The 12,774-nt window shown below is 48.0% G+C and carries 11 protein-coding genes; 2 read left to right on the top strand and 9 right to left on the bottom strand.

What is annotated here, in order from left to right; genetic code table 11:
• Positions 1-16: 16 nt before the first annotated feature.
• Positions 17-583, top strand: coding sequence for a dihydrofolate reductase family protein (locus tag P2H89_RS00555; RefSeq protein ID WP_275824514.1), 567 nt, complete (start codon positions 17-19; stop codon positions 581-583).
• A gap of 74 nt (positions 584-657) precedes the next feature.
• Here P2H89_RS00555 and P2H89_RS00550 read toward each other — a convergent pair whose 3' ends face one another.
• Both P2H89_RS00550 and P2H89_RS00545 read right to left on the bottom strand, forming a co-directional pair.
• Positions 658-906, bottom strand: a complete 249-nt coding sequence (locus P2H89_RS00550) for a hypothetical protein (RefSeq protein ID WP_275824513.1) — start codon at positions 904-906, stop codon at positions 658-660.
• Positions 907-920: 14 nt separating this feature from the next.
• Positions 921-1,061 carry a hypothetical protein gene (locus P2H89_RS00545; RefSeq protein ID WP_275824512.1) on the bottom strand — a complete coding sequence of 47 codons (141 nt, stop codon included), beginning with the start codon at positions 1,059-1,061 and terminating at the stop codon, positions 921-923.
• A gap of 336 nt (positions 1,062-1,397) precedes the next feature.
• Between P2H89_RS00545 and P2H89_RS00540 the strand changes: the two genes are divergently transcribed.
• The gene (locus P2H89_RS00540; RefSeq protein ID WP_275824511.1) at positions 1,398-2,249 is read left to right on the top strand and encodes a glycosyltransferase; all 852 of its coding nucleotides are present in this window, start codon (positions 1,398-1,400) and stop codon (positions 2,247-2,249) included.
• A 55-nt stretch (positions 2,250-2,304) separates the two neighbouring features.
• Here the strand turns inward: P2H89_RS00540 and P2H89_RS00535 are convergent, their stop codons facing one another.
• The 7 genes from P2H89_RS00535 to P2H89_RS00505 all read right to left on the bottom strand — a co-directional run bounded on the left by P2H89_RS00535 (position 2,305) and on the right by P2H89_RS00505 (position 12,642).
• Positions 2,305-3,777: a T9SS type A sorting domain-containing protein gene (locus P2H89_RS00535; protein WP_275824510.1), complete on the bottom strand. Its 1,473-nt coding sequence runs from the start codon at positions 3,775-3,777 to the stop codon at positions 2,305-2,307.
• A gap of 207 nt (positions 3,778-3,984) precedes the next feature.
• Positions 3,985-4,482, bottom strand: a complete 498-nt coding sequence (locus tag P2H89_RS00530; RefSeq protein ID WP_275824509.1) for a histidine phosphatase family protein — start codon at positions 4,480-4,482, stop codon at positions 3,985-3,987.
• Between the two features lie 318 nt (positions 4,483-4,800).
• Positions 4,801-5,436, bottom strand: coding sequence for a response regulator transcription factor (locus P2H89_RS00525; RefSeq protein ID WP_275824508.1), 636 nt, complete (start codon positions 5,434-5,436; stop codon positions 4,801-4,803).
• 309 nt (positions 5,437-5,745) lie between these two features.
• Positions 5,746-7,593 (bottom strand): amidophosphoribosyltransferase, encoded by a 1,848-nt coding sequence (locus tag P2H89_RS00520; RefSeq protein ID WP_275824507.1) that lies wholly within the window; start codon positions 7,591-7,593, stop codon positions 5,746-5,748.
• Between the two features lie 582 nt (positions 7,594-8,175).
• Complete coding sequence (locus P2H89_RS00515) at positions 8,176-8,817, bottom strand: response regulator transcription factor (protein ID WP_275824506.1); 642 nt, start codon at positions 8,815-8,817, stop codon at positions 8,176-8,178.
• 19 nt (positions 8,818-8,836) lie between these two features.
• Positions 8,837-11,104 (bottom strand): PAS domain-containing protein, encoded by a 2,268-nt coding sequence (locus P2H89_RS00510; RefSeq protein WP_275824505.1) that lies wholly within the window; start codon positions 11,102-11,104, stop codon positions 8,837-8,839.
• A gap of 182 nt (positions 11,105-11,286) precedes the next feature.
• The gene (locus tag P2H89_RS00505) at positions 11,287-12,642 is read right to left on the bottom strand and encodes a peptidylprolyl isomerase (protein ID WP_275824504.1); all 1,356 of its coding nucleotides are present in this window, start codon (positions 12,640-12,642) and stop codon (positions 11,287-11,289) included.
• Positions 12,643-12,774: the final 132 nt, after the last annotated feature.

The following is a 12,774-nucleotide window of genomic DNA, read 5'->3' as shown; positions in this document are numbered from 1 at the left end:
TTGGTTAAATTGCGTGATGCCTACAGTAATCCTGGAGATATCCCTATCGTTAGATGGCTTTGCAGCTGGCGCTAATGTTTCCGCGTTGAATCCGATGGGCGATGGAGGCCTTCGCCTGCACGATTGGCTATTCAACGAACCAACTGCGGCCGATAGGGCAATTCTTGATGAAGTAGTTAATAAAGCTGGTGCCGTGATCGTTGGTGGCGTCACGTATCATACAGCCATCGATGGTGTCTGGGAGGGTATTTCTCCCTTCCATGTGCCGGCATTCGTGCTTACCTCCAATGTACCCGGCGAGCGCGCGGGTTTCTCGTTTGTGACCGGAGGAATAGAGGAGGCACTGAAACAGGCTCAAAAGATTGCCGGCGACAAAAATGTATGGGTGATGGGGGGTGTTACCACTATTCGATCGTTTCTACATGCCGGCCTGTTTGACAATTTGATCATACACCTTTCCCCTTTCATTTTGGGCAGTGGACAAAAATTGTTCGAAGAGACAGGACTCCATCCTATTCAGCTAAAAAAAGAGCAGGTAGTTGAAACGCCGCTGGCGATACACCTGAAATTCTCAAAAGCTTAAGACTTCACCGACGTACTATTAATAATAAAGGCGACCGATTGGCCGCCTTTATAAATATTGTATGGTGTCTGTTATTAGTTCTTGTTGCAGATAAATACAAACGATTTCAACTCGGGTTGGTTGATCAGCTTTTGGATGGTCGCAGGCTTTCGTATGATCTTATATTTATTAAGATCAAACACTTCATGCGCCATGCAGAAGTTATCCATCGTTTCGAAATAGAGTAATAACTGGTTTAATTGTTCCAGTTCATTCTCCATAGCATCTTTGTCCAGGCCTTCGTCTTTCATTAAGACAAGCAAATCGCGATTGGGCGTTTTCATTTTCTATCAGGATATTAATAACCAACGAATCCCTTGTTGAGCCCACAGCCGCAACTTTTGGATGATCCACCCATTCCTTTACCGGAGCTGCAAGCTGTAAATACCACACTCAACACCAGGGCTAGCAAAACCAATTGATATTTAATCTTCTTCATACTGTTCTTTGCTAATTTAAACTATTTTACACACAATTTTATTATTTAAGGCAGGTGGTCTCACTAAATTTTAACAGTTCTACGCGTAAACCCCTAGTACTGGTTAGCCCGCTGGACTGGGGGCTCGGCCATACCACCCGGTGCATTCCTTTGATCCATTCCCTGCTTGACAACAATTGCGCCATTATTATTGGTTGTAACTCAATTCAAAGAGCAATTTTTTTTCAAGAGTTCGGCGATCAGGTAAGTTATCTTCCGCTGGAAGGTTATGATATACAATACGGTAAGAGCAGGCGCGGCACCTTCTTGAAATTAATACTACAATCTTTCAAAATATTGATCCGGATCAAACAGGAAAAGCGGTGGTTGAACACTGTTTTGGCTACTCACCCCCTTGATCTGGTGATTTCGGACAACCGTTTTGGTCTTTATGCCGACGGTTTGCCCGCTGTTTTTATTACCCATCAACTGCAAATTAAAACAGGCCTGGGGGCTTGGGCAGATGGCATTGCCCGCCGGTGGAACTATCGCCGCATTCGATGTTTTTCCAGCTGTTGGGTTCCCGATCAGCCCGAAAGCCCATCGCTGGCCGGAGAATTGTCGCACCCCGTGGAGCCGCCACCCTTCCCTGTCCGATACATCGGCGGCTTAACCAGGTTCAAACCCTGCCTGCCTACTTTGGACAGCAACCTGCTTATTATATTGTCGGGCCCCGAGCCACAACGTAGCCTCCTGGAACAGACATTATTGAGCCAGCTGGAAAACTATAAGGGGCGTGTGGTGCTGGTAAGGGGTTTGCCGCTGGCTGCTGCCCTGCCGGCCGTTCCGCTACATTGCACGGTATACAACCATGCCCCGGCAGCATTGCTACAAAAACTCATTTGCGAAGCGGGGCTTATTATCAGCCGCTGCGGCTATACCACGGTCATGGATCTGCTGGCTTTGCAAAAGAGAACGATCCTGGTACCCACACCTGGACAGGCCGAGCAGGAATACCTTGCCAGCCATTTGCTGCAGCAGCGATGGGCTTTGACGATACTGCAGGAGAATTTCGTTTTACCGGAGGCGCTCAGGCAGGCAGCCGATTTTGCCTATCAATTTTCACCCTGGCCTCCACATGGTTTCAAAAATGCCGTGAAATCCACGCTTGAAGAGATCCTTCAACATAAAAAGAGGGATGCTCCTTAGTAAAGGATTCCCTCTTTTTATTTGATTACCTATTGTTAGGTAATACTATTTTCCGCTATTGCTTGACGACTCTATATGTCTCGGACTTATTATCGCCCCGCACCTTCAGGAAATATATGCCCGCCGGCAAATTATCTGTCGGCAGGTTGACTTCCGTTACCCCCGACGCATACAAATTGGTATTGGCCAATAGTTTTCGTCCATTCATATCGGCCAGCTCCACCGTTACCTTCTGTGCTTTGTCGGTATTGACATAAGCCGACAGCCTGCCCCTAAAAGGATTGGCCCCCAGCAACAGTATCTGGCGTGTATCCTGGCGGTTCATAACCGTTTTTATACTAAGATAGGTTTTGCGGCCATCGATATCCGTTTGTGCAAGCCGATAATAGCTCAACTGAGGCAGTGGATGATCGTCGATGAGCTGGTATTGTTTTTCCGGTCCCTCGCCTTTTCCGCCGGCAATCTGCGCGATGGGTTTATATACACCGTCGGGGCCAGCCCTTTCCACAGTAAACGATTCATTACCTGCTTCAGCCAGTGTTGTCCATTGCAGGAATACTTTCCCTTCATTCAATCGCGCACCAAAACCTTTTAGTCTCACCGGCAGGGCCGACCGGCTGAATTGGATGAACCAGTTGGCAAGGTTGGTCGTGGTAGGCGTGTAGAACAACGGGCTGTACAGGGCCGACCAGGTATCGTGCGGAAAAGGGCGGCAATACCTTAGTTGCATGGAGTCGGTCCAGGGCCAGGGTAATGGGCTTGGCTCTGACCCAAGCCGCGAATATCGCGGAGCTACCGCGCCAGGCTGACTGGTAATGGCATTTACCCAATCGTCGGGATTGTTGACCGTGCAGGGATTGTCGAGCGAGCAATTCACGAACCAGGTAGGCAAAGCAGCTGTGGCGATATTGGCCGGGCCAGATGGGTTGAAAGAAAGTGCCCAGCACAACGAGCTCATAGAAGCTGCGGCTATGCGCTGAGCGCGGGCAGCACTGCTCGACACATAGTCCAGTACCAGGTTGGCGCCACTGCTCATACCAGTAAGGTACAGCCTGGTAGGGTCTATGCGATAGTTAGCCATGGCGTAGTCGATGAACGCCTCCACCTCGTCGGCATAATAGGGTGGCGTTTCATACTCAACACTTTGCGGCATCAACACCAGGTAATTGTAGGTTTCGCCCCCTGATGTAGCCGAAGTAACGAATGAGTTGGATTCTATTCGTCCGGGTAAAGAATAAGTAGCGTCGCTGATGATCTTGCAGAGATCATTGGCAGTGCCCTGGCCTCTTGCCTCACGTCCATGAAAGTATATTATGGTAGCGTATTTCTTGCTGGGGTTGGAGTTGTAGTCGGGCGGCAACCAGCGCAGCAACCCTTTTATGAAGCCGTTGCCAACAGATTGTCCGGCAGGCAGGGTTACTTTTTCAAGCCGGGTTAGGATACATTGAGACCAGGATTGGGAGGTAAGCAATATTAACACAAAAAAGGCGAGGGCCTTTTGTACAAAAGCAGGTAGCCGTACAGGCATAAGTATGGATTTAGCAGTAAATGAATAGTGGCATCAAAGGCGCTGGATTGGAAGTGCAGCCTTCAAAGGAAGTTGGAGTAAGGTGTGGCAGTAAAGTAAAGCTGGTAAGTTTATACAGGGTGGGGATTGTGGCAAAGCAGCTGGTACAATTTGCTTGCCAGGGATATCTATCTGCAACGCCCGAAATGCCGGCACGCTGTCGGATAGCTACACTGAAAATGATTTGGGATAATCGAAGAACCAGAATGTTTTAGGCGCTTCTTTAAACTGCGACCATTGTTGTGCATCTACCTGTACTCCAAATATAGCGCAAGTAGGCATGTCATCAATCCTTACTTCTGTAAGCATATTCACAAATTCGGTAATTCCGGGATTATGCGAGAAGACCGCGATGGTATTGGCAGCTTCCGGCGCCTTTAGGATCGCTTCGAAGAAGTTGACCGGTGAGGCATGGTACAACTCAGGTACCAGCAGGATGTCTTCCTTATTTACTTTGTATTCCGTCGCAAACAGGGATGCTGTTTTACGCGCCCTTTTGGCGGGACTGGAAATGAAGGAGTCGATGTCGATGGATCTGGCCAGCAGCCTTTGCGCCATTTGAGGAGCGTCGTTTTTGCCACGCTCGTTCAATGGCCGGTCGAAATCTGGAAGGCCGGGATCGCCCCAGCTGCTCTTGGCGTGACGGATCAGTAGTACGTGCTTCATAAAAAAACTTAAGGGGGAATACTCCCCCTTAAAGTACTTAATAAGTTTCAATCAAAGGAATCAGACAATAATAAACAGGCCTGTTTAAGTGGTGGTTCCCCATAGGAAGCTAAACGGTCGGCATGTAAAAATTAGCAAATTCTTTGCCAGAACTGGGTATTTTTCGTCAAAACCGGTGATTCAGGCAATATTTTTTTTGTTTTGTGGTTGGCGGATGTTAAACAGGCAAATAACGCGCCGGAGATCCAGGGGGAACGGGCACGGAAATCCAACCATAGGTAGGCTGGTCAACGCGGGTGGAAGCTCCCGGCAGGACACTCAAAGGCCGCTGGCGTTGATATAATTGATCAGTGAAGCAGTATTCTTCACTTTAAGCTTTTTGAGAATATTATGCCGGTGCACTTCCACGGTTTTAATGGCAATATTCAATTTGCCGGCAATCTCTTTGGAGGACAACCCATCCCGGATCAGGTTAATGACTTCTATTTCCCGCTCGGACAGTTGGTTAAGGCCTGGAAGGTTCTCGTCCTCACCCAGCATCTGCACGGAAATAATGTTCTTTACCTCCTGGCAGATGTATATCTGCCCATTGTAGACTTCTTTAATGGCGTCGAGCATTTCCTGGCGGGGAGAGTTTTTGGTAACGTAGCCCCTGGCGCCTAGGCGAAGCATTTTTTTAGCGTAGGAAGGTTGGGAATGCATGGAAACTGCAATCACTTTAGAGCCCGGTGATAGCTTGCGCACCATCTTCAGGATATCAAATCCATTGAGGGGGGCCATATTGATATCCAGGAGAATAATGTTGGGCCTTTTGTCGCGGGCAAGCTCTATGGCCTGCTGACCGTCGCCCACTTCTGCGATCACTTCGAAGCTTTCATTACGGCTGAGGAGGAATGACCAGGTTTCACGTATTAGCGTATGGTCGTCGACTATCATGATCGTAATTCTGCTCATAAGACATTCTTTTTACATGGTATAATTGAGTAAGCAAATGCACACGTTGACTGGGAAGATAGTTGCCACTATCAGGTCTTTACTGTGGGTGCTACTAATGCTTAGGCCTTACCATGGAACAGCCTCTTCGACAGAATAAAACTCATGCCACGATCTGGTACATGATATTATGCTTTTTTTTTGACTTAATCAATTTCAATTGACAGGTTGTTATAGAAATTGACCTCATTCGGGTATAAAAAAGCCCGGCTTCAACAGCCGGGCTACATTAATCCAATACGTTAATCAGTACTCACTATTTTCTATAGATCAATATCCTCTTACATTTTTACCTTCCATATAGTTGATGAAGGCTTTATTCACCACCCTGTTTCCGCCTGGTGTTGGATAGTTTCCTGTAAAGTACCAGTCGCCCGTATTCGTAGGGCATGCACGATGCAGTGACTCGATCGTTTGAAATATTACCTGCACCGGTATTTTTAAATCTTTGGGGGTGATGAGTTGAGCAATCTTATCGGAGATCTCTTCAGGAGTGAACGGCTTGTATACGAGGCGCACCAGGTTCTCGGTGTGCAGTTTATCCAACCGCTTCAGTTCCTTACATTTCTCGTAGATCTCCTGCAGGCAGTCTTCCATGCCTTTATCTTTCATTAATTCGATGGCTGCTCTGAAAGCGATGAAATCACCCAGTTTGCTCATATCGATACCATAGCAATCGGGATAACGGATCTGCGGAGCTGAAGACAGGATAATGATCTTCTTCGGTTCAAGACGGGCCAGCATCCGGACAATCGATTCCTTCAGCGTGGTGCCGCGTACGATGGAGTCGTCGATCACCACGAGGGTATCCTTGTTCTTTTCAACCGTACCGTAAGTAATATCATACACGTGCTGCACCATTTCATTGCGGCTCGTATCGGCCGTAATAAAGGTGCGCATCTTTACATCCTTGATCGCAACTTTCTCTACCCTGATCTTGCGGTTGACCATTTCTGACAATTTTTCCTCGGTAATGTCTTTACCCCATGACAGGATGCGTTCGATCTTTACTTTCTTGAGATAGTCATCCAGGCCTTTTTGCAGACCAAAGAATGCAACCTCTGCAGTATTGGGGATGAAGGAGAATATCGTATGACGGGTGTCGTGATTGACGGCTGCCAGAACCGGTTCGGTCAGGTTATATCCCAGTGCGTTGCGTTCACGGTAGATCTTTTCATCACTGCCCCGGGAAAAATAGATGCGCTCAAAGCTGCAGGCGCGACGTTCCTTAGCCTCTACTACCTGGTCGATCGCATACTCGCCATTGCTTTTAACAATGAGCCCCATACCTGGCATCAGCTCCTGCACTTCGTTCTCTCCTACATTGAATACTGTGCGGATCGGCGAGCGTTCAGAAGCTGCCACGATCACTTCATCATCTATATAATAATAGGCAGGGCGTATACCATGCGCATCGCGGAACACAAAAGAGTCGCCATTACCCAGCAAACCTCCTACCGTAAAACCTCCATCGAACAGCGGCACCGATTTACGAAGCACATTCAGTACATCCAAACTGCCGGGAGAAGCCTCATCAGCTTTCACTGCAAAATGGTGAATGACTTCCATCATGGCCGCCAGGTCACTCTGTTTCTGGAAATCGCCGGGCTCTACATTGATCAATGAAAAGAGTTCGTCGGTATTGACGAGGTTGAAGTTACCGGCCAAAGCCAGGTTACGCGCAGGGATCGTATTGCGCTTGATAAAAGGGTGGCAGAACTCCACATTGTTCTTACCCTGGGTACCGTAGCGAAGGTGTCCCAACAGCAACTCTCCCACGAAAGAGATATGTCCTTTCATGAGACCAGGATGCTTCATCAGGTCGGGCTGATACTGCTCCAGTTCTTTTACCTCGTTATTGATCTTTGTGAAAATGTCTGCAATTGGCTGGTTGGCATTGCTGCGTATGCGGTTCAGGAAGGGATAACCGGGCTCTACATCCAACTTTACTGCTGCAACACCCGCACCATCCTGGCCACGATTGTGTTGCTTTTCCATGAGGATGTACAGCTTGTTGAGGCCCCACATAACTGTACCGTATTTCTGTTGATAATAGGAGAACGGCTTGCGTAAACGTATGAATGCCAGTCCGCATTCATGTTTTATTTCATCACTCATGGATTACTCCTGGTTAAGGGCGCAAGTTAGGAATTGTTTCTGGTTTTTAAACAAGCTGGTATACGCAGACTTAATACAACGTTGCAACATTAACATTTGCCTCACGAATGCAGGGGAAGGCGGGTTAGGTGAAGGCGGGGGCGGGTGGGTAAAACCTGGCTGGATGTTCGAGTCAGGGAATTGAGGAGCACCCGTTCTAAAGGCTATCGTAGCTATTCCAGGTTGGCATTGTACAACACGGGGTGCGACTGAAGAAGAAGAAAAAAAGCCCCCAGTTTTCATAGGAACTTGGGGGTGGTTTCTTCGAAAGGATTGGATTTTACGGCTGCATGGCTGGCCTAGGATGTAGTCCAGTGGATCAGCCCTTTTTTCATAGAATCGGGTTCATTGCCTGGGTTTAAGGTCGGGTCATAACAGGTATTGGATTCCGGTGCAAGATGTTTGATTTTGATCAATTATGCACGCATAGGCAGATCGTTTTCACCGATCTATGCAGTTAATTCAGAAATATTTAGGGGTATTCCCCTAGGTGTCAGTCAGATTCAGACAAGCTAACTATATAAGTGGGTGAATACTGGCGCCTTAGAGGCTGGAAGCGAGATTATTGATGTAGTTTACGAGGGATGCGGCATTCTTTAACTTCAGTTTTTTGAGGATGTTGTGACGGTGTACCTCTACCGTTTTGAGTGAGATCTTTAGCAGCGTGGCTATTTCTTTCGACGACTGGCCTTCTTTTATCAGGTTGATGATCTCGATCTCCCGCCCGGTCAGTGCATTCACATTGGGTGTTTCCTGCTTTTCATCGAGCACCAGTTCGGAGATATTGTTTTTGATCTCGTCGCAGATGTATTTGTTGCCGCTGTGCACCGCCAGGATAGCCTCGATCATTTCGTCTTTCGAGGAGTTCTTGGTTACATATCCCCGGGCGCCGATCTGCAACATCTTCTTGGCATAGGCAGGCTGCGAATGCATAGATATGCCAATGACCCTTGAACCGGGAGAGAGCTTCCTGATCTTTTCAGTGGCCTCGAAACCCGAGATCGGTGAGATATTGATATCCATCAGCACAATCTGCGGTTTTTTATTGCGGGCATGTTCCACTGCCTCCTCCGAGTCACCACATTCGGCTACCACCATGAAGCGGGGGTCATTGTTCAGAATATAACTCCACGTTTCTCTGATCAACTTGTGATCGTCGGCAATGAGAACACTGATCTTTTCCATAGTAAAGGTGTTGTGCTTTTTATAGCGGTACATTGATATAGATCGTACATCCCTTTTCGGGGGCTGTTTGAATCTGAAAGCTTCCGTTAAACAACTGCACCCGGCTGGCAATATTAGAGAGTCCGACTCCCTTTTTCACTTTCACTTTTTCGGGTTCAAACCCTCTTCCATTGTCTGAAACCGACAGGTCGATGTCGGTAGTACCGACGTTCAGCGAGATGACGGCCTCAGTAGCAGCAGCATGCTTCAGTACATTGTTGACCTGCTCCTGGATGATCCTGAACAACATGAGCTTTGTTTTCTCCTGTACCGTTGCATCAACATCTCCCTGACATTCAAATTCCATCTTTAATTGCCGGGTGGCATTGATATTGTCAACCAGGTCCTGGATAGAAACCACCAATCCAAGGTCGCCGATACTCGCCGGCACCAGTGACCGGGAGATGGTGCGTATTTCATTGATCGCTTCTGCGATGCTGTCGGAACAACGGTTGATCAGGTGTGCGCCAGTGGGATCATTGTGCTTTACCATTTCAAGGTACAGCTTCGCCGTAGTGAGTATCTGGTTCACATTGTCGTGAAGGTCTTTTCCGATATCGGCCCTTTCCTTTTCCTGGGCATTCACGACCGCCTGAGCCACCATGATCTGTTTGTCAAGCTCCTGCTTCAGCAACTGCCTTTCCAATTCTCGTTTTTCAGTAATATCCTGCATGGAGCCTACCATGCGGGTGATCCTGCCCTCATGATCAAAGATCAGGAACCCACGGTCATGAACGAGCGCATACTCGCCATTCGCTTTGCGGAAACGGTACTCATCTTCCCAGGTTCGTGCCTTGTTATTGGTAATGAAAGCGTCGAGCTCCTTTACCACCCGTCCACGGTCGTCCGGATGTATACAAGACTCCCAAAAACCAGCCGTTTTTCTGATCAGCGCCGGCCGGTAGCCAAACAGGTTGTAAAAGCCATCGCCCCAATGCATATTATCGTCGTTCACGATATCCCAGTCCCACACAACGTCGTTGGTGACCCGGGTAACCAGCAGGTATCTTTCGTGACTGGCCCTGATGCGGGCCTCGGCAAACTTATTTTCAATGATGATGCGCAGCAGGTTCCTGATGCGCTCCAACAAACTCAGCTCTTCTTCGCTGGGTGACTTCACCACACGGTGATAAGCAGCAATAGTGGCCAACACCTCACCTTGTGCATTGATGATCGGTAAAGACCAGCATGATCGCAGTTTGAAATTGTCGGCCAGGAAATGATGGCCATCCCATAACGGATCAGTATAGATATCGGTGGTGATCACCATTTGCTTCCGATATATGGCTGTTCCGCAGGAACCCACAGACGGTCCGGGTTTTAACTTCCGGATCAAACCGGTGAATTCCGTTGGTATACTGGGGGCAGAGAGGTGGTTAAGCCTGCCATCATCGGGGTCGACTGTTATAATGGAGCACAGCATGCCCGGGAAAAAACCTTCGATCCCTTCCAGGAAATAATCCGCTATGGTCTTTAGCGTTATGCCTGGCTGAGCATTCATCTCCAGCACTTTCTTTTCAAGTATCAATAACTGTTCCTGCCGGTAACGGTCTGCTTCTGCTTTGCGCTGCCCGGTAATATCTCTGTGAATGCCTGCTATCCCTATACGCTTTCCCTCCCTGTCTTTGATAAAAGCAAGCGAACAGTCCATGAAGATGCGCTTACCATCGGGCCGGTCAAAAAAGCAAAGGCCTTTCCAGGAATCCTTGAGATACAATACCTGCAACGCCTCTTCCCGCGTGCATTCGGGATATTGATGGTCGATGAAATCACGGATGGGCCTGCCCATAATGTGGGCGGCACCAATTCCATATAGCTCTTCAGCTGCCTTATTGAAAACTGTAACGCGAAACTGGAGATCGGTAGAGATGATCACATCCGAAACATGATCCAAAGCCTGGGCCTGCATAAATGTTTCGTGCTGGGCCAGCTTAGCTGCGTGAATATCCGTGGTAACGATGACGAAACCTTCACAAATGCCTTGATCGGTATAATGAGGGATGCCCGTGTCGCGTACCCAACGGTAGCCGCCTTGCCGGGCCTTTAAGCGGTATTCGATGGTGAAAGGAGCCTGTTGCAACAGGCAAACCGCCAGCTGATCAATGACCTCTTGCTGGTCATCGGCATGTACAGCCGCCCAGCCGTCGGCAAACAATTCTTCGGAAGCAATACCTGTATAGTCGCTCCAGGCAGTATTTGTCTGCAGGAAATGGTGCTGTTGATTGGCCATGCGGACCATGGCAGCCATTTCAGAATAAGGTGAAGTTATGTTTATTTGTGCTGGCACAGGCACTATGATAAAAGGATCGTACAAGCGGTTATGAGACCGTTAGTATTTATGATAATAAATACCTAACAAATTACTTCAAAGCACCTGGTTATCGGCTTTGTACTCCTATTTTCTACCGCCTGTAAGTGTTTTCCCCTACCTTATTTTCCTGCCTTGGCAGCGTATTGATACCAGGAGCTTAAGTTAGTACAATGGGTGAAGTCGCTGTCAACCATCAGATAATAAGATGGAATTTTCGAAGCAAACCATTTTTCCAATGCCGCTTGTTTCTTCCGTTCCAGGGCGCGTGTTGCCACCCGGTCATAATCGTCTTTCAGGTTCTCGCGATGGGGTTCAGTTCTTGACTTCAGGTATACAACGCGCACACCTTGTTTCTGACGTTCGTCTTTGAAGGCGGCAGGTTTGGAGTATTCGCCCACTTTCATTTTCGTCTTAGCCATCATCTCTACCATTTCCTTATCGAGCTGGTCGATGGTAACGGGAGGGTGCATGCCACCTGTAAATTTGGAGTTGTCATCCTCGCTGTACTTGTTAACGGCTTCTCCAAAATTGATGGTGCCGGCTATCAGCCTTGCTCTAACGGAGTCAAGTTTGTTAACGGCCTCATTGATCTCAGCATCGGTGATCTTGGGAATACGAAGAATATGACGCACGATCGCATCATCGCCCGAGCGGCTTTCCATGTAAATAATATGATAACCAAACTTCGATTTAAATACCGGTGAAACTTGTTTTTCCTTTAAGCGGAAGGCATTATTGATGAATGCAGGATCCCAAGACTTTTCAGTACGGTTGATAGCGTAACGACCACCCGTTTCCTTACTTCCGGGATCATCAGAATACAGCCTCGCCAGGGTTTCGAATTTCTGACGGCCGGATTCTACCTGTTGTTTGAAATCGCTTAACTCATCCATGGCCAGTTTTTCCAATTCACGGCTCGCCTTGGGATATACGACGATCTCACCTACTTCTACTTCTGATTCGTAGTACAGCAGACTGTCTTTGGGAATTTTGTCGAAATAGTCTTTTACTTCCTGCGGGGTGATCTTGAGGTTGCCTACGATCTTATCGCGCATATTCTCCGCCATCTTTCCTTCTTTGATGGACTGGCGGAAATCTTCTTTGATCTGATAAATGGTACGGCCGGCGATTTGTTCTAGGGCATCCTTACCGCCATACATTTGAATGAAGGCACGGATGCGGTTGTCGAGCAACGCTTCCAGCTCATCATCGGTTACCAGCAGTGAATCTTTTTCAGCTTGCAATACCAGCGCTTTCATACCCAGCAGTTGCTCGAGGATCATGCATTCCGCATTTTCCGGCACCTGCTCCTGCCTGCGTTGTCTGTCAAGTATCTCATTGAATACATCAGACCTTAATATGATCTTGTCCCCTACAATTCCTACGATCTTATCCGCTACTACTTTGCGGGGAGCCTGTGCAAAGGCAGCCGATACCAACAAGAGGGCTACTAACGCGCTGATAAATTGCTTCATATTATTCAAATATACCTTCTGAGATACACTACCAGAGCCAGGGGTAGTTAATTAACAAAACGTTTGAAAAAAGAAACCGGTAAGGCTTTCAGATCGTTGTGATCTTTTTGCACTTACCGGCTGCCGGATTAA

The organism is Paraflavitalea sp. CAU 1676 (genome assembly GCF_029223285.1).
Taxonomy (GTDB): domain Bacteria; phylum Bacteroidota; class Bacteroidia; order Chitinophagales; family Chitinophagaceae; genus Paraflavitalea.
Note: the sequence above shows the minus strand (reverse complement) of the source record. Positions and strands in the feature narration are given on the sequence as shown.